The following is a 22,339-nucleotide window of genomic DNA, read 5'->3' as shown; positions in this document are numbered from 1 at the left end:
ACAGGGGGTCGGGGATGGGGTTTCCGTCCCCGGATCACCCTGAATTATAAAAGTTCCATAAATCGTTCACAGGAGAGATTGAAATGAAAAAGATTACAGTAGTTCTGGCTTTGGCCGCACTTCTAGCGTTCGCCGGACAGGCTTTTGCCCACACCCCGCTCGTGAGTTGTTTCGATAATGGTGACAACACCATCACCTGCGAAGGTGGATTCTCTGATGGTTCTTCCGCTGCAGGCGTTAAGATGTACGTTAAAGACGGCAACGGCAAAACCATCCTCAAGGGTGCGATGAGCGAAGACAGTGAATACGAATTTAACAAGCCCGCTGGTGCGTACATGGTAATTTTTGATGCTGGCGAAGGACATCAGATCGAAGTCAATGGCGCCGACATCGTAGAGTAAGGTTTTGATTAAGCATGGGATGGTCCTGTGCTTAATTTTTTGTAGTAATATTGAGATTAGTACTCAAAGTCAAAAATGGAGAACGATGATGAAAGCTCGTTTTATTCTTCCTTTGGCCGCACTTTTCGTGCTCGCATTCGGCAGCAGTGCCTTTGCCCACTTCATGGTAATGTACACTCCTGAAATCGCTATGGATAAGGGGCAGGAAATGGACATGCGTATCGCATTCACCCACCCGGCTGAAGCAGGGCACATGATGGACATGGGCGGCATTGAGGAATTCTATGTCATCAGCCAGCGCGGTGATTCCAAAGCGAAGAAAAAAGACCTCAAGCAGTACCTGAAAGAAATTACCTGGAAAAACCCCCACTCCAGTGCTCCCGCTTATGAAGCTAAGATCCCCAAGAAGCTCGTTCGTTCTATGGGTGACTATGTTTTTGTCATGAAGCCCGGCTACTACTTTGAAAAAGAAGAAGACGTTTACATGCAGCAGATCACCAAACTCATCGCTAACGTTGGCGGCGTTCCCGGTAACTGGGCTGAGCCTGTAGGTCTTCCCTGCGAAATCGTGCCTCTGATCAAGCCTTACGGCGTATGGACCGGAAACGTGTTCAAAGCTCAGGTACTTTCCGAAGGCAAGCCTGTTGCTGGTGCTGAAGTTGAAGTTGAGTACATGAGCCACATGCCCAATCTCAAAACCAACTCCATGCCCGCAGAATCCTCTGTTGATTACCCCCACGATTCCTTCGTGACCCAGACCATTTTCTCCGATGCAAACGGCTACATCACCTTCGGTATTCCCAAGGCTGGCTGGTGGGGCTTCGCAGCTTTGGGCGTAGGTCCTGAAAAAGAATACAAAGGTAAAGAACTCGGTCAGGATGCAGTTATCTGGATCAAAGCCGAAGACATGAAATAAGATTCCAAAGCGTACTCTACCGTAACAGAGTATCCTCCATAACGGCGGGCCGTTTCTCCCCGGCCCGCCGTATTTTTTTTGTGACGAGGTTTCCACATGGGCCATACAGATAATGCGGGTTGCGTAAAAGTGATCCGTCCCTCCAGTTCCGGCACGGAAACAAAATTTGTTTTCGCGGCCATGCTGCTTACGCTTGTTGTTTGTGCTTCCAGCATCGCACTCAGGCATATTTCCAAAAAAGAATATTCCCTTCCCGATTGGCAGATCAATGCCTTTGATTCACTCAACCCGCAGGAACTTGCGGTGTACAACGGACTGGTAAGTGCCGGGGCCGAAATCGATGCCATCCACGCGGATGATAATAACCGCTGGCCGACCGTTGCCGAGTTGGAAGAAGATTTTATTCCCCCTTTTACTAAGGACAGCGGCTGGGAAAAAGATGGCCGTATCTTTTGGCAAAGAAAAATTTTGGACAGCGGATATTCACATTTGGCCCTCTACCGGGGCATTTCAAAAGAGAGTGATAAGATCAGGGGAACTTTCCTGCTGGCTATGATTCATGACCATGTAAAAAAGCAGGGTAATGCCGTGTCCGATGCACAGGCGGAACTCGATTCTTTTAAAATAGATTCCTATGAGACAACTCCGCAGCCCGCAGAGAAAAAATTTCCTGCCATGACCACAGGTATGGAGGAGATGGATTCCGAGCAGCCGCATGTTCACCCGCAGGGGGGGCATAAGGTCAAGCAGGGCCACGCTCCTTATGAAATCTGGTTTCATGCTGCAAACGATAAATCTTTTCCCACCATAATTACGGATCAGGCCTTGATTAACGCTGGCTGGAAGGAAATAGTCTCCCGCAGCGGAGAAGACGAAATGAAACGCACCAAGGGCGAGGAGTTCAATTAATGCTTAGAAAAATAATTTTTACACTGCTTTTTGTTTGTCTGCTCCCGGCTGCCGTATTTGCAAACGCCAAACCGCGTATCGGGGTGACCCTGCATCCCTATTACAGCTTTACCAAGGCCGTTGTGGGTGACAGTGCCGAAGTTATTCCACTCATCGGAGAAGGGTTCAACCCCCACAACTACCGCCCCCAGCCCGAAGACATTAAAAAATGCATGACCCTTGACGCTCTGGTGGTCAACGGCATCGGCCATGATGAGTTCGCTTTTGAAATTGTTGAAGCTGCGGACATGAAGGGCAAATTGCCTTTGATCATGGCCAACAAGGATGTCTCGCTTATCCCGGTCAGCGGCACCCTGGACGGGCGCAAGATCGTCAACCCGCATACTTTTGTTTCAATCACTGCTTCCGTGCGGCAGGTCTACACCATCGCCAAGGAACTCGGTAAGCTTTATCCCGAAAATGCGGCACTTTACCGCAAGAACGCCCGCAACTACGCCCGCAAGCTGCGCAAACTCAAGGCCGGTTACATGAAGCGCATTGCCGGTTTGCCGACTATGGAATTCCGCTGCGCCACCATCCACGGCGGCTACGATTACCTGTTTCAGGATTTCGGCTTGCAGGTCACGGCGGTCATCGAACCGGGCCACGGCTTGAAGCCCACCGCCAGCCAGCTCGCCAAAACCATTGACGAGATCAAACGGCTGGGCGTGGACGTTATCTTTACTGAGATGGCTTTCCCGGACAAATATGTGGACACCATCCATAAGGAAACCGGAATCCGTATCCGCCATCTTTCCCACCTGACCAACGGCCAATACACAGAAGAAGGGTTTGAGCAGGGCATTGAGGCCAACCTGAAAGCCTTGACCGATGCCCTTGTAGATGCCCAGAAGTTGAAGGAAGGCAAGTAATGAAGACTGAAATCAGTTTGGAAAAAGGGCCTTCCATTCATTTTAATAATGTAGGCCTGAAGCTGGGCGGCAATCAAATTCTGGATAAAGTCGCGTTCAAGGTTGAATCCGGTTCCATTCATTGCATTATCGGTCCCAACGGCGGCGGCAAGACCTCGCTCCTGCGCTGCCTGCTGGGCCAGATGCCGCACAGCGGGGATATTACGGTCTGCTGGAACGGCAAATCCACCGTAGGTTATGTGCCGCAGGCTCTTGATTTTGACGATACCCTGCCCATGACCGTAGTCGATTTCATGACCATGGTCGGTCAGAAAAGGCGTCCCGCATTTCTGGGTTTGAAAAAGGACCGGAGCGCGGAAGTTTTGCAGGCCCTGAAAAGGGTCGGGATGGCTGAAAAGATGGAGCGGCCTTTCGGCTCCCTGTCCGGCGGTGAGAGGCAGCGGGTGCTGCTGGCCCAGTCGCTGATGCCCAGTCCCAAGCTGCTCATCCTTGATGAACCCGCCACCGGGCTTGATAAGGCCGGAGCGGCTATCATGCATAAGATCATCGAAGACCTCTGTGCAGCCGGGACCACCGTGCTTATTATTCACCACGATCTCGCAGTAGTGCGTGATATGGCCCACGGGGTGACCTGCATCAACCGCTCTGTGCTCTTTTCCGGTGATCCGCAGCAGGAACTTACTACCGAACGTATTTTTACTGTTTTTTCTTCTAATTAAGGCACAAACATGGAATACATATACGATTTGATCCGTCTTCCTATTATGGAATGGGCCAAAGCAGGTCTGCTTCCCGAATTCTTGCAATACGCTTTTGTTGTTAATGCTTTGATCTGCGCTTTAATGGCCGGGCCGCTTCTGGGCGGCATCGGGACCATGGTTGTGGCTAAGCGACTGGCTTTTTTTTCGCAGGCAGTGGGGCAGGCCGCTTTGACCGGGGTGGCCATCGGTGTTCTGCTGGGTGAGCCTGTTACCGCACCCTATGCATCGCTTTTCGGGTTCTGCATAATTTTCGCGCTGGCAATGAACTATACCCGCAACCGGACCCGCATGACACAGGATACGGTCATCGGGGTTTTTCTTTCCATCTCCCTTGCGGTGGGGGCCTGCGTGCTGCTTTATGTGACCGGTAAAGTGAATATGCATGTGCTGGACAACATCCTTTTCGGTTCGATTCTGACGGTCAATGATACCGATATGAACGTGCTGTTGATTATCGCCGCCCTGTGTATCGGCATCGGGTTTCCGCTCTACAACCGCATGCTGCTGGCCAGTTTCAATCCTTCGCTGGCCATGGTCCGGGGAATCAACGCCAAGCTCTACGACTATATTTTCGTGCTCATGATCACTGTTATTACCGTGGCTTGTTTGAAAATTGTCGGCGCGGTGCTGGTGGAAGCTTTGCTGATTATTCCGGCTGCGGCGGCGCGTAACGTGAGCCGTTCCATCAAAGGATTCTTTTTTTACAGTGTTCTTTTCGCCACCGTGAGCTGCATTCTGGGGATTATTATTCCCATGCAGTTTGAGATTCCGGTTCCATCCGGCGGTGCGATCATCCTTGTGGCTTCGTTCATTTTTGCCGGAACTGCGGCTCTGCGTTCTGTTTCCGGTTCATTCAAACAGGCTGGTGCGTAATGAAGAAATCAGTGTTTATCTTTTTGTTGGCGGTGGTTTTGTTCGGGGCAGGTTCTGTCGCTCAGGCAGAAGAAAGGCCAACTGTGCTGACCTCACTCGATATTACGCAGGTGCTTTGCGAAGTGCTTTGTGCGGATACATATATTAATGTAGAGAACGTGGTGCCGGGAGTTTATTCCATGGCCGGACACAAGGCCTATTTCAAAAAACACCAAAAGAAATTTTTTGCCAAGGCAGCTAGAGCCGATGCTGTAGTTGCTGTCACTTCAGTCTGGGCTGCCGACCCCCTTTACCTGTGGGCCAGAAGGGGCAATATCCGTATTGTGGACATTGATGCCGGGAAGCCTCTTGACGGCTACGGTGCCGGGGTGCCGCTCACGGAAATTAACGGAACCTATGTTCCTTACGTTTGGCGCAGTCCGGCCAACCTGACCCGCATGGCATCCATCGTGACAGATGATCTGGGCCGGATGTACCCGGATCAGGCAGAGAAGATTAACGGTAACTTGAAGAAATTACAGGCTGCTTTGTTCAAGTTGCGGGCTGAATATGAGGATAAATTTCTTGATCTGGAGTCCAACGAATTCGGCGCGTTGACCGCCGGTTACGTTTATCTTGCTGATGAATTCGGTCTCAATGTGCATTTTCATTTCCTGAAACAGGAAGATTACTGGACCGAAGGCGATGCGCAGAACCTCGGTGCATTGATCAAACAGGATGAAGTCAAAACCGTGATCTGCCCTTGGGAACCGGGCGAATTGGCTGCCAAAGTAATCGCTGATTCCGGGGCGCGGGCGGTGGTGTTGAATAAATTTGTTTATTCAAAAGGAGCGGCTCCCCTTGAGCAGCTTTTAAAGTGGTATAAGAGTAATCTTTCGGCTCTTGTTGGAAAGAGTTGACGCTGAATTTGATTTTATTATACCAAAAAAGATTTAAAAAAAATTATGAAAGATAACCCTGTCTATTTCGGCAGGGTTATCTTTTTTTGTTTTGCTTCCCGTAAGTAGTTGAATTTAAATGTATTTGATTTGGTAATGTATATCAATTTCGATCTCACGTGAAAATGGAACTCACTGTCCACGTTTTACTAAAAGATTTTGCGGCGTATAATGGGCTCATATTAATTGTCCATAATTGATTTAGAATATTTGCCATTTAAGGAGTCTAGCTATGGAAAAAGTTAGAGTAAAACACAGTTTGCCCCACCGAGTGAGAATTAAGCTTCCCGCTGTGCGCAATGCCAAGACTGCCAGCAGTCTTGAAAAATACGCTGAAGATATTGAAGGCATCCACTGGGCACGGGCAAACAGGCTTTGCGCCGGACTCGTGGTCCGTTTTGACGGTTCTGTATATACTGAAAAGGAAGTAGTCGATATGTTTAAAAATCAGGCTACTCAGAGGGTTATGTAATGGATCTTGATCTCATGCTGGGCCTGCGTGACCATATCACCGTAGGCAGTCATGTTCCCGGTAAATTGAAACTCAAATTCGACCTTGGCGTTATCGGAAATCCCAAGGTAATAAAGTACGTAAAGGTGAACGGGTTCGGACCGCCCAAGGGGCAGGATATGCCCGGTATCGGCAAGACTTCGTTCAACCCGCTGACCCGTTCCATGACCATGCAGTACGATGATGAAATTATCGATCCTCAGCTTATGCACAGGCTTTTTACCTGTGAAAGCGCGGACGAGTTTCAGGAAACCGCAGTGGAACTGGCCGACGTAGTGAATTTTGATTTGTCCACATTTTTGAACTAGCCCCGGTTTCCGGGTTTTAAGGAGTTCCGTTATGGCTGTAGATTCCAGAGTATTACTCCCTGCCGCAGTAAGCGCGTCAGGTACTGTGGGTGCTGTTGTCGGTGCTACTGTCGCAGCAGCCAAAGATATTAAACGTATTAGCGATGGCGAAATGACCAAAAGCGAAGCCGCAGCCGACATCGGCAAAGAAGCGGTTGGAACCGGCCTTTCCACAGCCGCCGGAGTCGCCGTGACCGGTATTCTCGGCCTGACCGGGCTGCTGGGCGTGGTCAGCATCGTGGGCGTGGCCGCCGGGACCAAACACCTTTGGGACAAGAAATTCGCTTTCAAGCCCGAACCCAACGCTGAAGAAGTTTCAGCTTAAATATAAGGAGAAAATTATGAGTCTCGGAAGAGTAGCTATTTTTGCAGCAGGTACTGTTGTCGGTGGAGCCCTCGGATACGCAGCCACCAAATCTGAAACAGTTAAAAAAGCAACCCAGTGCACCATCAAGGCCGGTATCAAGGCTAAAGACTGGACCGTTGACACTTTTCAGAAAGCAAGCAACGAAATGAAAGAAATGATCAAAGACGCCAAGGCTGAAGCCGAGGTTGAAGCTTAGATCAGGGAGGGATTATGAATTCTCTGTTTACCTTTGCATTGGGAGCTGTTTCGGCTCTTGTTTTGGTCCCCATGATATTCGGCGGCAAGAACCGTCATCGTCATACCCATAGAAAGGGCGGACCTGTCGCGAAAAAAGGCGGCGGCAAGCGCGGTAAATAGTTAGTCCCTAAGAGAAGATCAAAAAGCCCATGTTTCCGGTAATGGAAACATGGGCTTTTTTTGATGCCTCCGGCGGCTGGGGAAGGGGAGAGAAAACTTTGCTAACGCCCAAAGCTTTTCTCTCCCCTTCCCCAGACCCCATCCCCTCTCTTTCAAAGACGTTTTAGTTAGCTATCGCATATAGTTTATTAAGACGATCTTTGAAATCCAAAACGGCGAAGCCGTAATAAAAGGTTTTGGGATTCTTAAACCCTTTTGCAAAAGGGTTTAAGCCGCCGGAGGCAAAATCTTTCAATCAAAAAACGCGAAGCGCATCCAAACTATATTCTTCGAGAAGAACTCCAAGCTGCCGCGCCGAGTATGGCGAAGGTGTTCAGGTTATGCAGGGCTGCTGCTGCGGTGGGCTTAAGCAGCCCGGCAGTGGCCGCGCCCATGAGTCCCACATTGACTCCCACTCCGGTCCTGAAGCAGTTCTTCAGAATAGTATTAACCCGCAGTGAAATGCTGCGTGCATCAAGCAACCCGTGCAGGGAATTCTTGGTCAGGACAATTTGTGCGGATTCACGGGCCAGTCCGGTACTTTGGGACATGCAGATGCCCACGTTGGCTACAGTGAAGGCCGGGGCATCATTTACCCCGTCACCCACCACCGCGACTTTGTATCCTTCGTCCTGAAGTCTTTTTACCTCGGCTGCCTTTTTGTCCGGGGTTAGTTCAGCCCTGATTTCATCCACGTGCTGGAACTGCGCGGCAAAGAAATCTGCGGTCCCTTTATGGTCCCCGGTAAGCATGATTACTTTTTTGATGCCGTTTTCCTTTAATGATTCAACAATCTCTGCGGCTTCATCACGGATGGTGTCCATGAGTGCGGCAATACCGATCAGCTCTCCGTCAGCGGAAACATAGACAAGGGTTTTGCCTTCAGCGCGTAGTTCTGCTGCTTTTTCGGAAACAGCGGAGCAGTCCACCCCGCAATCATCAGCAATAAAATGGCGGTTGCCGACCCGGATCAGTTTCCCGCCCACCATGCCGCTGACACCGTGGGCTATGGTCAGGTCGATTTCCGTGGCCGGGTGCGGTGTCAGGTTCCGCTCCTCGGCATTGCGGATGATAGCCAGACCGACAGGATGCCCGTAGCGGTCTTCCACCGCCGAGGCCAGCCTGATGAATTCATCTTCATCATAGTCGGCGCAGAGTTCGATGTCTGTGACTGCCAGTTCTCCGCAGGTCAGGGTCCCGGTTTTGTCAAAGACGACGGCATCAACCTCGGCCAGATATTCAAGGGCAGATCCGCTCTTAAAGAGTATCCCCTCCTTGGCGGCGGTGTGCATGGAGGTCTTGATGACCACCGGAGCCGGGAATTTTACCGCGCAGGCGAAATCAATGGTCAGTACGGATAAAGCCCGCTCCATGTCGCCGGTGACAGCGTAAAGTGCGGCTCCGAGTCCCAGTGTTATGGGAGTCAGTGCATCGGCAAGGCGGTCACTTTGTTTTTCGGCTTTGGATTGTTCCTGCAATGCGCGGGTCATGAACTCGGCAATGCGGGCCATGCTGGTGTCGGCACCGGTTTGTGTGGCGGAAATCTCCAACTTACCTTCCACAACCACGCTGCCCGAAATGATTTCATCACCCGCAGTGACAGTGACCGGAGTTGATTCCCCGGTGATGGAGCTTTTATCGAGCAGGGCTTCACCTTTTGTGACCACCCCGTCCACGGCGACCAGATCTCCGTTGCCGCAAAGGACTGTATCGCCGATTTTGACTTCATCGAAGCTGATGCCCTGTTCTTTGCCGTCCTGTTTGACCCAGACCTTGTCCACCGGATCGGCGGTCAGGCTTTTGAGCAGGGAGTTGGATTTGTCGTCAGTCATGGTGCGCAGATAATCACCGACCACCACCATGGCCGCGATTGAAGCGGCGGTGGTGAAATCGGTTCTGAGCAGACTGGCTCCGATGGTGGTCATATCGAGAACACGGGCCGTAAGCCCTTCGTTGATCAAAGAATCGAGTCCGCTGAGAACCACCGGTCCGCCCATGGCAATGGCTACCGGGGCCTGTACAGCCGGAGGCACGAAGGGCAGGACTGCGGCAAGATGTGCGCTGAAGGCGGCGTCAATCAATCTGCGCCTGCGCCCGGCAGGTTCCTTTTTACCGAAGGCATCACTGGGAATGCGCTCAAACCCGGCGAGAATCTGCTCGCGGTTGTCCGCTGTGCCATCATATTTAATGACCAGACTGCGGGCCGGGGGATTGATCCTTGCCGCATCCACTCCGGGCAGATTGCTGAGCCATGCTTCCAGATAATCCGGGTCAAGCTCCGGGCTGAGAAGTCTGGACCATTTGAAGCGGATACGCTTGGCAGTCTCATGGACTATGCGCGGTCCGTGAGCTTTTGCTGTGCTCATTTATGCTTCTTCCCCGGTCTCGTCTTCATCGTCATAGGTGACGATGACCATGTCGGACTGGTCGTGGCGCAGGAATAAACGCAAGCCTTCATGGGTGCTGATGACGCAGCGGCTGCGTCCGGTCATCTGATAGCTGGGGGCTTTTTCCACGGATTCAAGACGCAGGGTCAGTCCGGGGGTGATTTCAAGGGAACCGATGGCCCGCTGGGCGCGTTTGCCGCCGATGATCTTGTCGACCACAAAATCAACCCCGGCCTGGGCATTGGCGAACTGGCATTCAATATCGCCCATGTGTCCGAGAATTTTGGCGGCCATGCCTTCGGCAAGGCGGATGCGTCCGCGCCCTTCGATTACGGCGACAAATTCCATGGGCGGCAGGATACGGATCATTTCAATATTATCGTCATCCTTCAGGCCAAGGGCGGCCATGCCTTCGCGCAGGGGGCCTCCGGCGGTGACGCATTCCACGTGCCCTGTTTCGCCGGGTTTCATTTCCAGCAGGGGAACCATGCGTCCGTCATCAAGATGGGCGATAACCTTGCCGCCCATGCCGCCGCCAAGGACAACTTCACCCTTGGGGCCTTTGACCCGGATGGTTTGCAGGGCTACTTCTTCATCAAGGCGGGTGATTTCCCCGCCGATGAAAAGGCCCATGCGGCCCATGCGGGCTTCCAGATCTTCATCGTTGATGCGTGATATCTTGAGCGGAACCCCGGTGGGGGCATTGAATAAGCTTGTATACATCTAGTTTTTCTCCAGAGTTGCGGCAGAGGAAATCAGGTCTGCGGAAGCCGGTTTCTTATTGCCTGCTGCGGCAGCGTAGCCCAGAATGCCCAGTGTGCTGGCGTTGTGCAGGAATGCGGAGACAACCGGGGAAAGTTTTCCGGTGGTGGCTCCGACGAGCACTGCGGAGTTGATGCCCACAGCGGCTTGAAAACATCTTTTAAGCACATGCTGAGTGTTTTCGGCTACATCGCGGGCCACGGCCAGAATGCGCAGGTCGTCTTCTAGGAGCACAACCTGTGCGGATTCGCGGGCAAGGTCCGCTCCGCCGGGCATGCAGATACCCACATCGGCGGAAACCAGTGCCGGGGCGTCGTTGACCCCGTCTCCGGCAAAGGCGAGGAAATCGCCGGATTCCTGAAGCTGCTTGACCAGATCCGCTTTGTCTTCGGGTTTGAGCTCCCAGTGGACTTCGTCAATGCAGCCCAGTTCGGCGGCAATTGCTTTGGCGGTATCCTGATGGTCCCCGGTGAGCATGACGATCTTTTTGATGCCCCGTTCCTTGAGCATGGCAAGGGCTTCGGAGGCTTCCTCGCGCAGTTCGTCGCGCAGGGTAATGATACCGAGCAGCTTGCCTGCACGGGCCACGTAGAGCAAGGATTTGCCGTTGGCGCGCAGTTCTCTGCCTGCTTCTTCAACGCCGGAACAGTCAACGCCTTCGTCATCTTCAAGGAAGTGGCGGCTGCCTACCAGCACCTGCTTTCCTTCAACATAGGCGGAAACACCGTGGGCCACGATAAAGTCAACCTGACTTATGGGCGGCAGTTCCAGTTCGCGGGATTTTGCTTCGGCTACGACCGCACGGGCTACCGGGTGGGAATAATGTTCTTCAGCCCCGGCGGCCAGCGAGAGCAGTTCTTCAGCCGACATGCCCGGCTGGGGTATGACATCGGCAACCTGTAAATCGCCACGGGTCAGGGTTCCGGTTTTGTCAAAAACAATGGTATCGATGCGGGCAAGGTTGTCGAGAGCCTGCGCACCCTTGAGCAGTACGCCGCTGTGTCCTGCCGCGTGCATTCCGGTCTTGACCGCTACCGGGGAAGCCAGCTTGATGGCGCAGGAGTAGTCAACGGTGAGCACGGAAGCCGCACGGGTAATGTCGCGGGTCAGGGCAAAGAGACCGAGGCCGAGGCCGAAGGTGATGGGCACCAGCTTGTCGGCCAGTTCGTCACTTTTTTTCTGGGAGGTGGACTGGGTGCGCAGGGAGTTTTCAAGAAATCTTCCGATGCGGGCCATGCTGGTTTCGCCGCCGACATTGCTGGCCGCGATTTTGATGCGTCCGTCTTCAACAACCGCGCCGGAAAGGACTTCGTCCCCTTCGGTAACGGCAACAGGCAGGGATTCCCCGGTAATGGAACTCTGGTTCAGGGCCGCGTCGCCGTCCACAACCACGCCGTCTACGGGAATCAGTTCCCCGGAACCGCAGATGACCAGATCGCCGACGACAAGGTCAGTGAACTCAATCTGGACTTCCTGAGCATCACGCTCAACCCAGACCATTTCCACCTGCGGGCGGAGCAGACTTTTAAGCAGGTCATCTGATTTTTTCTCGGCCAGACTTTCCATGTAGGAGCCGAGACCGAGCATGGCGACAATGGCGTTGGCCGTAAAATAGTCCTGTCTGAGCAGGGAAAATGCGACAGCCGAAGCATCGAGCACTTCAACTTTTACGCCGTCATAGAGCAGGGTATGCAGACCTTCGAGCATGGTCGGCATGCCCATGAGCCAGCTTGCCGGAGCCGCTGCCTGCGGAGGCAGGAAGGGGGTCAGGGCTGCTGTGGCACCCTGCGCTGCCACTGTGGGCAGGGAAACTTCTTCATTCTCCACTCCGCCGGGCATGTATGCTTCCATGGGAATATTTTCGAGCAGGTTGAGGATGCGTTCCCGGTTTTTCCGGTTGCCGTCATATTCAATGACAATGCTTGAACCCCATTTATTGGTCCTGACACTGGATACGCCGGGAAGGTTTTCAACCATTGCTTCAAGATAATTGAGGTCCAGCGAGGGATCGAAAAGTCTGCGACTGCGCAGTCTGATCCTTTTTTTCACCTCATGGGCAATGGAGAAGGCTTTTTTGGGTTCCGTTTTCACGGTCATGGTTTGCCTCACTAATCCTGCTGGCTGATTTCAGCTTTTGCGTCCTGAACCTGTTCTTTCAGCTCTTCCACTCCGCCCTGAAGGGCAGCCCAGAGCTTGACAGTGCCGGAGACCACTGCTTTCTGCACGGTGGGGTTGGTTGCAACAAGGGCGATGCCCGCGCCGAGAGCCAGACCTTTGAGGTAGTCCGTATTGGTTACATTTACCCATGAAGTCAAGGAGGAATCAGTCGTTGCCGGAGCAGCTTCCGGGGCTGCGGCTACTGCGGTCTGGGTAGGTTGCTGTACAACAAAATTCTCGGTGCTGGACTGTGAAACAGTTTCGTCGGGAGACGTGCCGGGCTGGGGCTGATTGATGTAGTCGTTCATTTTTTATTCCTTCTATTCGTCTTATTTTTCGGTTGGTTCGCTTTTGCTGGAATCAATATTAACGACTTCTGCTTTTTTAGCAGTTGTCTTCTTCGCGGTGGTTTTCTTGGGTGCGGCTTTTTGGGTTGTTTCTTTTTTGGCTGTAGTCTTTTTAGCTGTTGTTTTCTTTGTCGTGGTTTTCTTGGCAGCAGCTTTGGTTGTTTTTTTAGGTTTTTCTTCCTTTGATTCCATTACCAGAGGGGCGTGTTTTTTCTTCGGCTTGGCCTTGGGTTCCATGACCAGAGGAGCGTGCTTTTTCTTGGCCGGAGCCTTCACTTCCGCAAGGGCTTCAGCAGGCTTGAGCACGCTGTCCATGGCGTATTTCGTTCCGGTTGCCACGGCGATGATGCCCACAGTGGAGAGGACCGGACCGAGTTTAAGAGCACCGACTGCCGCAGCGGATACACCCGCCGCAACAGCTGTTGCCCCGGCTTCCTTGGCAACGTCGATTACAGCTTCTTCTTTGCTTTTCTGCTCGTTGCTCACTTCACGGATTGCTTTTGCTGCCGCTCCGGTGCCGCCGATGATTGCACCGAGGAATGCGGTGCCGAGGGTTGTCTGGAGCAGGGTTGTTTTATCGTTGTTTTGTGCCATGTTAAAATCCTTCGATTATGGTAGAGAATAGTATTAAGATTCGTTTTCAGTGTCGGTGGGTACGGTTACTTGCGGCCCTTCGGGATCTTTTTCCCCGCCGAGCATGGAACCGACTACTCCGGCCACAGTACCGCGTACAGTTTCATTGCTGGCCAGGAACCCCACTGCGGCACCGACAATGGCACCTTTCCAGAAATCACCGTCAGTATCCTGAAACAGGGACATGATTTTTTCGGGATCGGCTTCACCGTTCATGATGTCGGTCATTACGCCGTACATCTGGCCGAGTTTGTTCTGGTCAACTTTGGTCTGGGCGGTTTCGGGTGCGGCTTGTGCTGCTGCGGCACCAGCAACGGGCTGGGCAGCGGCCTGAGTTTTTAAATCAGGCTGAAACGTCTGGGCTGACTGCATGGTCGGCGCGGACTGTTGTACCGGTTGCTGCATCGGCTGAACCTGCACGAATCCTGCTCCGGGTACATACTGGTAAAATCCCCCGGCCTGCGGCTGGGTGTACTGCACTGAGCCCATGGCGGGCTGAGCGTACTGGGCAGAGGGCTGCTGGGGGGCAGTCATCTGGGGCTGCGCTGCCTGTTGCGGCGCAGCCGGTTGCTGTGGTGCGGCCTGCTGGACACTGGGCTGGGCCTGAGCATTCTCAGCGGGATCGCCGGGGGCGGCGTAGGCCTGTCTGGTGTCTTCCATCTTTTCGTCTCCTTTATTAAACATGGTTATGCGGTCATGATTGATTCAAATTCCGCAGCCAGTTCCTGAAATCTTTCCGGGTCGTCGGTGGTCAACGCCTCATGCAGTTTTTCCGGGCTAATTACTTCCGGGTCGTACTCAATGACAGCGTTGCGGGTAAAAAAATTGAACTTGCTGCTAATAATACAAGGAGGCGGGGTTTCCCCTGCCTCCTCTTTCAGCTTTTTAGTCCTTGGATCAGCCAGCAGTTTTGCGGCTAATTTTATGCGGATGCGTCCGGGAACATGATGTTTTATCGTCAGGTAGTCCCGAAGTTCCATCAACAATTGAAAATCCATTATGTCAATTGCTCCTTTGGAGTTACGTCTATCGGAGTTGTTTCTATTGCCAGCGCGGGCGGCTCATAGCGCAGCAAACGTGCTGAGTTTGCCAGTACTCCCAGAGAATGTCCAATGTGGATCATACCGGCCATGATCGGGGTCAGCATGCCTAAGGCACCGAAGACAACCCCGGCAAGGTTTGATCCGGTGGCGATCCAGAAGTTCTGGTGAACCACTTTCAGGGTCTGCTGGCTTAAAGACTGCACATAAACCAGTCCGTTTAAGTCATCATTTACCAGAGCGATGTCCGCCGCTTCAATGGCGACTTCGCTTCCCCCGGCTCCCATGGCGACGCCGACGTCAGCGCGGGTCAGGGCCAGAGCGTCATTCACGCCGTCGCCGACCATGAGCACTGCTGCGCCTGCGGCCTGCATTTCATCGACAATATTTGCCTTGTCTTCAGGCATTACCGAGGCATGAACCTTGGGGATGCCCAGACGTCTGGAAAGCTCTTTGGCAGTGTTCGGTTCATCGCCGGTGATGAGAACGATATTTTCAGCACCGTTGTGTTTCAGTTGCTGCAATACTTCGGTGCTTTCGGGCCTGATCAGGTTGTCGAAGGCCAGCAGTCCGATGATTTTTTTGCTTTCTGCTACGAAGAGCACTGTGCGGCCCTGCCTGCGCAGGGGAGCTGTTTTTTTCGCCGCATCCGCAATTTCCACCTCATGTTTATCCATGAGCTTGCGGTTACCGACCAGAATTTCGTTGTCGCTGACTTCCGCACGCATGCCCATGCCCAGAAAATATTCGCATACTGAATGTTCTTCAGGCGCGATTTCGCGGGCATCTGCTTCCATTTTAATGGCCTGTGCCAGAGGATGATGGTTGTGCATTTCCACTGAAACAGACATTTGCAGGATGCGCTCTTCGTTTGAGCCGTTCAAAGGAACAATCTTAGCCAGCACCGGTTCGTTGGTGGTCAGGGTTCCTGTTTTGTCAAAGCAGACGGTATCTGTTTTACCGACCTCTTCAAGGTAACGTCCGCCCTTGATTAAAATGTTGCGTTTGGCTGCCGCGCTGATTGCTGCGGAAACCGCAGTGGAGGCCGCCAGAACAGTTGCACAGGGGCAGGCCATGACCAGCAGCACAGTGAATGCCCGGTAGAGGCTTCCGGTAATGAGCCATGTTCCCGCAGTGGTCACAAAGCCCACTTTGATAAGGTTGGCGGCCAGCTGGTCGGCGATGCCTTCAATGGGGGCGCGGTTTTCAAGCGAATCTTCAACCATTTTCAGAACCCTTGAGAGGTAGGTACGATCGCCCACTTCATTGGCCCGTACATAGATAACACCCTGACGGACAAAGGTTCCGGCCAGAACTTCATCACCTACCTGACGGGGCACGAAGTCTGAACGCCCGGAAATGGGAGATTCGTCCATGAGGGCCTCGCCGTCGATGATTTCGCCGTCCACGCAGACCTTTTCGCTGGTGTGCAGGACAACGATATCGCCTTTGCGCAGGTCCTTGACTTCCCGTTCAACTTCCACTCCGTCCACCAGCACAAAGGTGTGATGGGAAGTCACTTCCAGAATACTGCTGATGGATTTGCGGGAACGTTCGGTAATCCACGCTTTGACCAGCTCGGCACCGGAGTTGATCCAGAGCACTTCAAAGGCGGTCAGGGCTTCTCCGGCAGCAACAGCGGCAACACAGCTGGCTCCAAGGAAGGCTTCAAGTGTGAACCGTTTCCTTTTCAACTGGTCGTATGCCTTTTTAAAGAGCGGCAGCGAAAGTCCCATGGCAATGATGCCCAAGGGGCTAAGCGCGGTTTCAGCCACAGTCAGTCCCAGAATGGATGTGCGTACAAAGACAACGCCCATGACGGCACTGACGGCAACAAACCGTCTGAAAGCTGATTTTACCGGATTGCATCCGGCATGGGTCACTTCACAGGCGTTGCATTCGCAGAGGTCGGAAGCACAGGCGGGACCGCCGATGCCCAGCGGTCTGTTGATTTCAGCCGAGCCGAGCAGCTCATTAAGAAACGCATAAAGCTGTTCCGCACTGGTTTTATCTGCCTTGAAACGGATGATGAGGCTTCCGCAGCGGATATTGGTGCGCACATTTTCAACATATCCGGTCCTGCCCAGTTCCAGGTCAAGATTCTGGGCAAGGTGGTCATTTCTGACAAGATTGCGGATGTTGAATCTTACTCTGCCGCGAGTGGAATGTCGTAATACAATATTTTGTTTCACAGTTAATCCCAACTAATTTTAATAGTCATATTTGGTTTTTATACAAATCGAGAACGTGATATTCATTTTCAATGCAGAGCTCGATTTGTTCAATTAAACAGGGTTTGCCTTGTCCGGCTATAATTCACAAAGTCTCGCAGTATAATTGCGGGGTGGAATTATAAATAATGTATTAAAAGCCGAACATGAGGTTGATAATGAAATTCCAAGTCATTGTCACGAGTTTATTATAATTGATAGAAGAGAATTAAAATAAAGAGGGTGAACGTGGAGATATTGCAGCAAAATCACCCACGCGCAGACGGAAATCAGCGCATTTGAATCTGGAAGTAGTGACTTATGAATGACATTTTTAAGAAAATAATTCACTGAATGGCATGAGTATTATTTCGCAGGCCTTGCCGGTCTGGCTGAAACCGCCCAGTGGAGGGCAGTGAAGCCTAGGAATGCAACTGATGCCCAAATGTGTAGGGGTTTTGCTGCTTTGAATTTTAGCACGCCAGAAGCAGCCGAAGCACCAAGTGTGGCAACCATGCCGACTTTGGAAACAGTCTTGGTTGTGCTGGGCTGCAAGGGACAGTCTTTACACTGGCGGAACTTTTTTGTTTTGGTTTTCTTCTTTTTAATTTCCACTTCGGGGAAAGAATATTTTGAATTTTCGGGGAATGTATTCATGATTGTTGCTCGTGTTTTTTTGTTGAGTTTGAAATTGAATCTCAATTTGAGTCATGGATACAAATTCAAATAGATTTTGTCAATTGGTATTAATTGCAGTCTAAGCATCCTGGATGGTCCCCCCTCAGAGCCCATCTATTAATCCTTACATCGCCATAGCCAACGGCAATTCCCCGGCCTTCATGGATTTTGCCATCTTGATAGTCTGGGAGAGCTGTTTCTGTACTTCTCCGATTCCACGAGACTGGTGCAGATCATTGAAGTCTGACAGCCCCTGTGTCTTTTCTGCCTCGTTGAATTTGGGTGTTATCAGCAGGCCACCGACAGCTTTGGCTGCGGCCTCGGCTTTTTCTACCCCGACATTGTTTTTGAGGTGATGGTCGTTGTCGCTGACCAGCACGATGGTGCTTTTGGGGTATTTGGTTTTTAGGGCCTTGGCGACCGGTTCGAGATTGGAAGCGTCAAAGGCTGCGACTGTGGGCATATTGCTTGCCATGTGTGCGCTGGCTGCTGTGGCATAGCCTTCGGCAATGAGGATCGGCCCGCCTTTGGCGATCTTTTCGCCGGGGTCGATGGTGTGGAACATGCCTGCTTTCAAGCCGCCTTTTTCGAATAGCTTGCCGTCCGGGGTGATGGTTTGCAGTGTGTGGATGTGGCCTTCGACGTCACGGCCCGGTACGAGCAGATCCCCGCGTTCGTTTACCTTCACCGCGTAGTTGGGGACTTCTTTCTTGCTCAGGTATTCCTGCTGTTTGGTGGCCCATTTGGCGTTGGTCCACTTGGCGTAGGAACGTTTTGAGGCCTTTTCTCGCTGTTCGGCGATGGCCTTTTCCCGTTCCATCTTTTTCTGGGCAGCTTGTGCTTTGAGCTGGGCTTTCTGTTCTTCTGTCAGCTCTGTTCCTTCAGCCTTCCAATTCATTTTCAGGCCGGTTTTGTGATTCTGGATGAACCCGGCGGGGTGGCCGTCAAGGAAACCCTTGTATGCGCCGTCCTTGGAATTGGGTTTGCCGTCTATGACAGGCACGCGGTGCAGAGTTCCGTCCATGATCGGCATCTGGCCCTGAAGATCAAGTCCGGCTTCCTGTATGGCCTTGGCGAATTCCTGAATAGCGTTTGTTTCAGGGGTGATGATCCTTTCTTTCGGCAGCCACTCGGCAAGCGGACCAAGATCGGTTCCCGTGGGCGCAAACCAGAGCTTGGAGGTTTTGTCCCAGCGTGCTCCGTGCTTTTTCGCCAGCCATTTCTGTTTATACGGCACGTTCAGATAGGTCTTTTCCGTTGCAATATTTTTCACGGTGTTTTCTTTCTGCTGTTCAGGTTTGGTGGCAGGTTCTTGCCCCTTTGCGTTAGGCATCCAGCGGGCGAGCTGATCAAGGTCGGTGCCTTCGGGAGCGAACCACATTTTCTTGTCCTTATCCCATTTGGCCCCAAGCTTTTTAGCTTCATTTTTTTCTGAGAATGGCACTTTGAGATAGGTCCGGCCTTTGGTCGGGAGTCCATACATTGATTCCCGCTGCTCAAGCTTGGCCTTGTCCGAAGCGGAGATTAAGATACCTTCTTCTCTTGTCTTTTGCTGGCTGCGGTCCTTTTCAAAATCCAGCGTGTAATCCTTGATCTTTTCCGCGCTCTGGCAGGCCCGGATAATTTCAAAGGGATCTTCCTCAAGCACTTTGACCCAGTTATCAACGTAGCTGAGATGCTGGCTGGGATCGTGACTGAGGCCGAGTTCCGCGCTGATCATCCAGCTTGCAATCTCGGCACGCAGTTCCTCTTTGGCGTAAATCTCGGAACCGAAGGGGCCGAATTCCCGGTCGAGACGTGATTCGTGTCCGGTCCAGTGTCCCAGCTCATGCAGGGCTGTGCTGTAATACTGGTCAGAGTTGCCAAAGGCCGCGTGCGGCGGCAGGTGAATCTCATCTGAGGACGGCCTGTAAAACGCCTTGTTGCGCTGATCATGGGTGATGCTGGCCCCTGAGTTCTGGAGGATGATTTCGGCCCGGTCATCCGGGTTCCATGTGATCTCCCGGCCTTCCCATTCCGGGATTCCGTCAATCTGGCTGGCGTGGAAGACATTGGAAAAGCGGATAATCGGCTTTGAGAGCATGACAGTCTGCGTCTGGGGGGTGCCGTCTTCATCCAGAATGTTCTTGTCGTCATCATCCTTGAGCGCGATCTGGCGGGACATCTGCCAGAAAACAATGGAGCGGGATTTTGAACCCTTGCGGACCTGCCAGCCTTTGGATTCCGCCTGTCTGTAGGTCAGGAATCTGGGGTCATTGAGATCATCCAAACCAAGCATGAGCTGGTTGATTCCACGATAGACAGTGCCGGAAACCGGATTGAAGGCGGGCTGATATTCACCGGGCTTCCAAGGCTTGATCCACGGTGCAGTGCCGTCCTTCAGCTTCTCGATGATTTCTTCAGCAAACCGTTGATAGTATGGAGTTTTGTCTTTAGCCATGTCTATTCCTCCTCAAAAGGATCGAAGGAAGCATCCTCAGCATCTTCAAGGCTGAGTGCGGTTTCCTCAAAAGCACCCATGTGGTCGGCCAGCTCCTGATCTACTTCCATGGCCGCACCGGGGTTCTCGCTTAGTTCGCGGTCAATCTGCCGGGCCTGTGCATCCATGTGTTTTTTGATTTCATCGTTTGTGTGCATTTTTTCTCCTTGGTTTAGTTTTCAAGTTTGGGGTTTCCTTTCTCGTCAAAGCAGCGGAATTTGCAGTCCGGGAATCCGCTGCATCCCCACCAGAACAACCCTTTGCGTTTGGCCGGTCTGCGGATCAGGCCCTTGCCGCATTCAGGGCATTTGTGTTCCGTGGAGGCTGCCAGCTTTTTGGCAGGCTTGGCCGTGAGATCCGGCGTGCCGGACTTATCAGGGAAGGTTGTTTTGCAGTCGGAATAATTTGAGCAGCCCCAGAATTTTGTCTTGCCTTTGCGGGAGCGCAGAATTCCGGTTTTGCATTTTGGGCATTGCACCCCTTGAATCCTGATGTTCAGCCCCTCGCGTTTAACGCGCTCAATTTCCCTAGCGACCGAACTCTCCACTTCCTCAATGAACTTGAGATGGTTCAGTTCTCCGACTTCAATCTGTTTTTGCTTCTCATGCCAGAGCGCGGTCATATCCGGTTTCACAGCAAATTCCGGCAGGGCATCGTGGAAATTGCGACCCAGCTCGGTGCTGACGACCTTCTTTCCGTCCTCGCCCAGAAAGCCGCGCCTGAAGAGCGTATCGATATGAGCGTCACGGGTGGCCGGAGTTCCGATTCCGCCAGCTTCGTCCTGCTTGTCGCTGTCCTTGTCCAAGAGCAGCTTCTTGATTTCCGGGTCGGTCACATACTTTGCAATCGAGGTCAGGTCTTTGAGCAGGGTTTTCATGGTGTAACGTGCCGGGGGCTTGGTGAAAGCCTGTACGGATTCGGCTGATTCCAGCGGACCGGAATCTCCTTGTTGAAGCCGGTACAAATCCCGTTGCCGTTCAGCCTTTTCGTATTCCTTGAGGGCCAGCTCATCTAGCAGCCTCCAGCCCGGAGAACTGTTAACCCTGCCTTCAGCCCTGAAAGTGTGACCGGCAATTTCCAGTTCAACCTTGGTGCTTACAAATTTTGCCGGGGGATAGAACTGGGCGATGTAAAGCTTGGCGATCAGCTCATAAATGCTCAGTTCATCCTGCGTGAGCTTGTCCAGTTCCGGCACGTTCATGGTCGGGATGATGGCATGGTGCGCGGTGACTTTCTTGGAGTTGAAAGCCTTGGATTTGAGCTTGGGTGCGGCATATTCAGCCATGTCTCCGAAGGCCGGAGTCAGGGACAACAAGAGTTCCGCAGCTTCAGCGTGCCGTTCGTCGTTGAGGTAACGGCAATCACTGCGGTTGTAAGTGATTGCTTTGTGCTGGTCGCGCAGTCGCTGGGTGATTTCCAAGACTTTTTTGGGCTTGAAATTCCAGAGTCCGGCAGCATCGGCCTGCAAGGCCAGCAGGTTGTATGGCAGGGGCGGATCGTTCTTGCGCTCGGTGGTCTGCACGGAATGGACTGTTGCCGATTTATCCTGAATCTCGCCCACAATCTTGAGAGCAAATTCAGCATCAATAATCCGTCCTTTGTCGTCCATGGGTGCATCTTTCGCCGGAATAAACTCAGCGTCCACCGATTGCCCCGCCATAGCAATCCGGGCTTTGACGATGTGGTAAGCCTGCTTTTCGTGCCCTTCATGGGCGCGATCACGGGCAACCACCAGCCCCAGAATAGGAGTCTGGACCCGGCCCACGGACAGAACGCCCTGATAGCCCTTTTTCTGGGCCATGGTGGAATAACAGCGGGTCAGGTTGTAACCGACACGCTGGTCGCAAACCGCACGGGCCAGCGCGGACATGGACAGCCCGTGGTACTTGCGGTTGTCCTCCATGACCTTCAGGGCCTTCAGAATGGCCGGGCCGTTGTTGTCGTTGATCAGGAGGCGTTTGGTCGGCTTACTCGTTAATCCGGCAAACTCGATGACCTCATCCACCAACCGCTGACCTTCCGGGTCCGGGTCGCCTGCGTTGATCAGCTCGTCAGCCTGATGGGCCATTTCGATGATTTTTTTCAGATGGGCGGCGTGCTTTTGTTCCGGGACATAGCTGACCGGCCATCGCATGGGCAGTGTTTTGAGATCCCAGAGCTTGTAACGATCATCGTGTTCTTCTGGATCAGTGAGCCGCAACAAATGACCCCAGAGCCATGTGATGCTGTCGCCGTTGACATGGAAAGCCGCTCCGGTCGGTCTGGCAGGACCGCCGAGGGCTTGAGATATGGCTTCCGCCACATCCCGTTTTTCCG

24 protein-coding genes are annotated in these 22,339 nt (G+C 52.7%); 12 read left to right on the top strand and 12 right to left on the bottom strand.

The genetic code is table 11. The features are described 5' to 3' along the window. The first annotated feature begins 83 nt into the window (after window positions 1-83). From FMR86_RS18150 to FMR86_RS18095, 12 genes are all read left to right on the top strand, one after another. Entirely contained in the window at window positions 84-401 is a 318-nt protein-coding gene (locus FMR86_RS18150; RefSeq protein ID WP_163352822.1) for a hypothetical protein, read from the top strand. Window positions 402-489: 88 nt separating this feature from the next. Continuing rightward, window positions 490-1,317: a DUF4198 domain-containing protein gene (locus FMR86_RS18145; protein ID WP_163352821.1), complete on the top strand. Its 828-nt coding sequence runs from the start codon at window positions 490-492 to the stop codon at window positions 1,315-1,317. A gap of 96 nt (window positions 1,318-1,413) precedes the next feature. After that, window positions 1,414-2,226 carry a DUF6162 family protein gene (locus FMR86_RS18140; protein ID WP_163352820.1) on the top strand — a complete coding sequence of 271 codons (813 nt, stop codon included), beginning with the start codon at window positions 1,414-1,416 and terminating at the stop codon, window positions 2,224-2,226. Continuing rightward, window positions 2,226-3,137 (top strand): metal ABC transporter solute-binding protein, Zn/Mn family, encoded by a 912-nt coding sequence (locus FMR86_RS18135; RefSeq protein WP_163352819.1) that lies wholly within the window; start codon window positions 2,226-2,228, stop codon window positions 3,135-3,137. The genes FMR86_RS18140 and FMR86_RS18135 overlap by 1 nt, the downstream gene beginning before the upstream one ends. Further along, window positions 3,137-3,856 carry a metal ABC transporter ATP-binding protein gene (locus FMR86_RS18130; RefSeq protein WP_163352818.1) on the top strand — a complete coding sequence of 240 codons (720 nt, stop codon included), beginning with the start codon at window positions 3,137-3,139 and terminating at the stop codon, window positions 3,854-3,856. The genes FMR86_RS18135 and FMR86_RS18130 overlap by 1 nt, the downstream gene beginning before the upstream one ends. 9 nt (window positions 3,857-3,865) lie before the next feature. Further along, a complete protein-coding gene (locus tag FMR86_RS18125) occupies window positions 3,866-4,771 on the top strand; it encodes a metal ABC transporter permease (RefSeq protein WP_163352817.1) in 906 nt (301 codons plus the stop codon). Further along, the gene (locus tag FMR86_RS18120; protein WP_163352816.1) at window positions 4,771-5,670 is read left to right on the top strand and encodes a metal ABC transporter solute-binding protein, Zn/Mn family; all 900 of its coding nucleotides are present in this window, start codon (window positions 4,771-4,773) and stop codon (window positions 5,668-5,670) included. Before FMR86_RS18125 ends, FMR86_RS18120 begins: the two co-directional genes overlap by 1 nt. A gap of 271 nt (window positions 5,671-5,941) precedes the next feature. Further along, window positions 5,942-6,181 carry an HMA2 domain-containing protein gene (locus tag FMR86_RS18115; RefSeq protein ID WP_163352815.1) on the top strand — a complete coding sequence of 80 codons (240 nt, stop codon included), beginning with the start codon at window positions 5,942-5,944 and terminating at the stop codon, window positions 6,179-6,181. Further along, entirely contained in the window at window positions 6,181-6,528 is a 348-nt protein-coding gene (locus FMR86_RS18110; RefSeq protein WP_163352814.1) for a hypothetical protein, read from the top strand. The genes FMR86_RS18115 and FMR86_RS18110 overlap by 1 nt, the downstream gene beginning before the upstream one ends. 31 nt (window positions 6,529-6,559) lie before the next feature. Next, the gene (locus FMR86_RS18105; RefSeq protein ID WP_163352813.1) at window positions 6,560-6,892 is read left to right on the top strand and encodes a magnetosome protein MamC; all 333 of its coding nucleotides are present in this window, start codon (window positions 6,560-6,562) and stop codon (window positions 6,890-6,892) included. Between the two features lie 16 nt (window positions 6,893-6,908). Continuing rightward, window positions 6,909-7,130 carry a hypothetical protein gene (locus FMR86_RS18100; RefSeq protein WP_163352812.1) on the top strand — a complete coding sequence of 74 codons (222 nt, stop codon included), beginning with the start codon at window positions 6,909-6,911 and terminating at the stop codon, window positions 7,128-7,130. Window positions 7,131-7,144: 14 nt separating this feature from the next. Next, window positions 7,145-7,291: a hypothetical protein gene (locus FMR86_RS18095; protein WP_163352811.1), complete on the top strand. Its 147-nt coding sequence runs from the start codon at window positions 7,145-7,147 to the stop codon at window positions 7,289-7,291. A gap of 320 nt (window positions 7,292-7,611) precedes the next feature. On the opposite strand, the gene FMR86_RS18090 is transcribed toward FMR86_RS18095, so the two are convergent. The 12 genes from FMR86_RS18090 to FMR86_RS18035 form a co-directional block, all read right to left on the bottom strand. Beyond that, entirely contained in the window at window positions 7,612-9,696 is a 2,085-nt protein-coding gene (locus FMR86_RS18090; RefSeq protein WP_163352810.1) for a heavy metal translocating P-type ATPase, read from the bottom strand. Then, window positions 9,697-10,440, bottom strand: coding sequence for a FeoA family protein (locus FMR86_RS18085; protein WP_163352809.1), 744 nt, complete (start codon window positions 10,438-10,440; stop codon window positions 9,697-9,699). Next, on the bottom strand, window positions 10,441-12,576 hold the full coding sequence (locus tag FMR86_RS18080) for a heavy metal translocating P-type ATPase (protein WP_163352808.1): 2,136 nt from the start codon (window positions 12,574-12,576) through the stop codon (window positions 10,441-10,443). 11 nt (window positions 12,577-12,587) lie between these two features. Continuing rightward, window positions 12,588-12,944, bottom strand: coding sequence for a YtxH domain-containing protein (locus FMR86_RS18075; RefSeq protein WP_163352807.1), 357 nt, complete (start codon window positions 12,942-12,944; stop codon window positions 12,588-12,590). A gap of 21 nt (window positions 12,945-12,965) precedes the next feature. Further along, entirely contained in the window at window positions 12,966-13,577 is a 612-nt protein-coding gene (locus FMR86_RS18070; RefSeq protein WP_163352799.1) for a magnetosome protein MamC, read from the bottom strand. 33 nt (window positions 13,578-13,610) lie between these two features. After that, complete coding sequence (locus FMR86_RS18065) at window positions 13,611-14,276, bottom strand: hypothetical protein (RefSeq protein ID WP_163352806.1); 666 nt, start codon at window positions 14,274-14,276, stop codon at window positions 13,611-13,613. Window positions 14,277-14,302: 26 nt separating this feature from the next. Beyond that, on the bottom strand, window positions 14,303-14,614 hold the full coding sequence (locus FMR86_RS18060; protein WP_163352805.1) for a hypothetical protein: 312 nt from the start codon (window positions 14,612-14,614) through the stop codon (window positions 14,303-14,305). Continuing rightward, window positions 14,614-16,848, bottom strand: a complete 2,235-nt coding sequence (locus FMR86_RS18055) for a cation-translocating P-type ATPase (RefSeq protein WP_163352804.1) — start codon at window positions 16,846-16,848, stop codon at window positions 14,614-14,616. Before FMR86_RS18055 ends, FMR86_RS18060 begins: the two co-directional genes overlap by 1 nt. A 384-nt stretch (window positions 16,849-17,232) precedes the next feature. Beyond that, window positions 17,233-17,523, bottom strand: a complete 291-nt coding sequence (locus FMR86_RS18050) for a hypothetical protein (protein WP_163352803.1) — start codon at window positions 17,521-17,523, stop codon at window positions 17,233-17,235. A gap of 145 nt (window positions 17,524-17,668) precedes the next feature. Then, window positions 17,669-19,984: a zincin-like metallopeptidase domain-containing protein gene (locus FMR86_RS18045; RefSeq protein ID WP_163352802.1), complete on the bottom strand. Its 2,316-nt coding sequence runs from the start codon at window positions 19,982-19,984 to the stop codon at window positions 17,669-17,671. Between the two features lie 2 nt (window positions 19,985-19,986). Then, window positions 19,987-20,181 (bottom strand): hypothetical protein, encoded by a 195-nt coding sequence (locus FMR86_RS18040; RefSeq protein WP_163352801.1) that lies wholly within the window; start codon window positions 20,179-20,181, stop codon window positions 19,987-19,989. A 14-nt stretch (window positions 20,182-20,195) separates the two neighbouring features. After that, window positions 20,196-22,339: DNA topoisomerase (locus FMR86_RS18035; protein WP_163352800.1), on the bottom strand; the 2,144-nt coding region annotated here is incomplete at its 5' end.

The sequence above is a fragment of the Desulfovibrio sp. JC010 genome (assembly GCF_010470675.1).
In the GTDB taxonomy this organism is placed as follows: domain Bacteria; phylum Desulfobacterota; class Desulfovibrionia; order Desulfovibrionales; family Desulfovibrionaceae; genus Maridesulfovibrio.
The sequence above is the reverse complement of the archived record's forward strand: the minus strand, read 5'-3'. Positions and strand labels throughout refer to the sequence as shown.

Excerpts from the sequence above, each read along its gene's own strand:
- FMR86_RS18150 (WP_163352822.1), top strand. The coding sequence starts at position 84 with ATGAAAAAGATTACAGTAGTTCTGGCTTTGGCCGCACTTCTAGCGTTC.
- FMR86_RS18145 (WP_163352821.1), top strand. The coding sequence starts at position 490 with ATGAAAGCTCGTTTTATTCTTCCTTTGGCCGCACTTTTCGTGCTCGCA.
- FMR86_RS18140 (WP_163352820.1), top strand. The coding sequence starts at position 1,414 with ATGGGCCATACAGATAATGCGGGTTGCGTAAAAGTGATCCGTCCCTCC.
- FMR86_RS18135 (WP_163352819.1), top strand. The coding sequence starts at position 2,226 with ATGCTTAGAAAAATAATTTTTACACTGCTTTTTGTTTGTCTGCTCCCG.
- FMR86_RS18130 (WP_163352818.1), top strand. The coding sequence starts at position 3,137 with ATGAAGACTGAAATCAGTTTGGAAAAAGGGCCTTCCATTCATTTTAAT.
- FMR86_RS18125 (WP_163352817.1), top strand. The coding sequence starts at position 3,866 with ATGGAATACATATACGATTTGATCCGTCTTCCTATTATGGAATGGGCC.
- FMR86_RS18120 (WP_163352816.1), top strand. The coding sequence starts at position 4,771 with ATGAAGAAATCAGTGTTTATCTTTTTGTTGGCGGTGGTTTTGTTCGGG.
- FMR86_RS18115 (WP_163352815.1), top strand. The coding sequence starts at position 5,942 with ATGGAAAAAGTTAGAGTAAAACACAGTTTGCCCCACCGAGTGAGAATT.
- FMR86_RS18110 (WP_163352814.1), top strand. The coding sequence starts at position 6,181 with ATGGATCTTGATCTCATGCTGGGCCTGCGTGACCATATCACCGTAGGC.
- FMR86_RS18105 (WP_163352813.1), top strand. The coding sequence starts at position 6,560 with ATGGCTGTAGATTCCAGAGTATTACTCCCTGCCGCAGTAAGCGCGTCA.
- FMR86_RS18100 (WP_163352812.1), top strand. The coding sequence starts at position 6,909 with ATGAGTCTCGGAAGAGTAGCTATTTTTGCAGCAGGTACTGTTGTCGGT.
- FMR86_RS18095 (WP_163352811.1), top strand. The coding sequence starts at position 7,145 with ATGAATTCTCTGTTTACCTTTGCATTGGGAGCTGTTTCGGCTCTTGTT.
- FMR86_RS18090 (WP_163352810.1), bottom strand. The coding sequence starts at position 9,696 with ATGAGCACAGCAAAAGCTCACGGACCGCGCATAGTCCATGAGACTGCC.
- FMR86_RS18085 (WP_163352809.1), bottom strand. The coding sequence starts at position 10,440 with ATGTATACAAGCTTATTCAATGCCCCCACCGGGGTTCCGCTCAAGATA.
- FMR86_RS18080 (WP_163352808.1), bottom strand. The coding sequence starts at position 12,576 with ATGACCGTGAAAACGGAACCCAAAAAAGCCTTCTCCATTGCCCATGAG.
- FMR86_RS18075 (WP_163352807.1), bottom strand. The coding sequence starts at position 12,944 with ATGAACGACTACATCAATCAGCCCCAGCCCGGCACGTCTCCCGACGAA.
- FMR86_RS18070 (WP_163352799.1), bottom strand. The coding sequence starts at position 13,577 with ATGGCACAAAACAACGATAAAACAACCCTGCTCCAGACAACCCTCGGC.
- FMR86_RS18065 (WP_163352806.1), bottom strand. The coding sequence starts at position 14,276 with ATGGAAGACACCAGACAGGCCTACGCCGCCCCCGGCGATCCCGCTGAG.
- FMR86_RS18060 (WP_163352805.1), bottom strand. The coding sequence starts at position 14,614 with ATGGATTTTCAATTGTTGATGGAACTTCGGGACTACCTGACGATAAAA.
- FMR86_RS18050 (WP_163352803.1), bottom strand. The coding sequence starts at position 17,523 with ATGAATACATTCCCCGAAAATTCAAAATATTCTTTCCCCGAAGTGGAA.
- FMR86_RS18045 (WP_163352802.1), bottom strand. The coding sequence starts at position 19,984 with ATGGCTAAAGACAAAACTCCATACTATCAACGGTTTGCTGAAGAAATC.
- FMR86_RS18040 (WP_163352801.1), bottom strand. The coding sequence starts at position 20,181 with ATGCACACAAACGATGAAATCAAAAAACACATGGATGCACAGGCCCGG.